Genomic DNA, 229 nt, shown 5'->3' on the forward strand with positions numbered 1-229 from the left:
GTGTGAGGAAATAGAAAATAAAAATTTAAACGTAATAGTATGTCTGCAATAACACAAACCAACTTAGGCGGTGGCGGAAGGCTTGGAAACCAGCTGTTCGGGTGCGCTGCCATTTACGGTACAGCTTTAAAATTAGGATTAAAACCTAAAATGCCAATATGGACTTACGCTAAATATTTCGATAAGCAATTTGACTTTTTGGATGATGAGGTTACGCTTATTTATGATG

1 protein-coding gene is annotated in these 229 nt (G+C 37.1%); it reads left to right on the forward strand.

The genetic code is table 11. The features are described from left to right. Positions 1-39 precede the first annotated feature (39 nt). Positions 40-229 (forward strand): hypothetical protein (locus tag Q4563_RS23340; protein WP_303606243.1); only part of this gene is annotated, 190 nt, incomplete at its 3' end.

Source organism: Gilvimarinus sp. 1_MG-2023, from assembly GCF_030548285.1.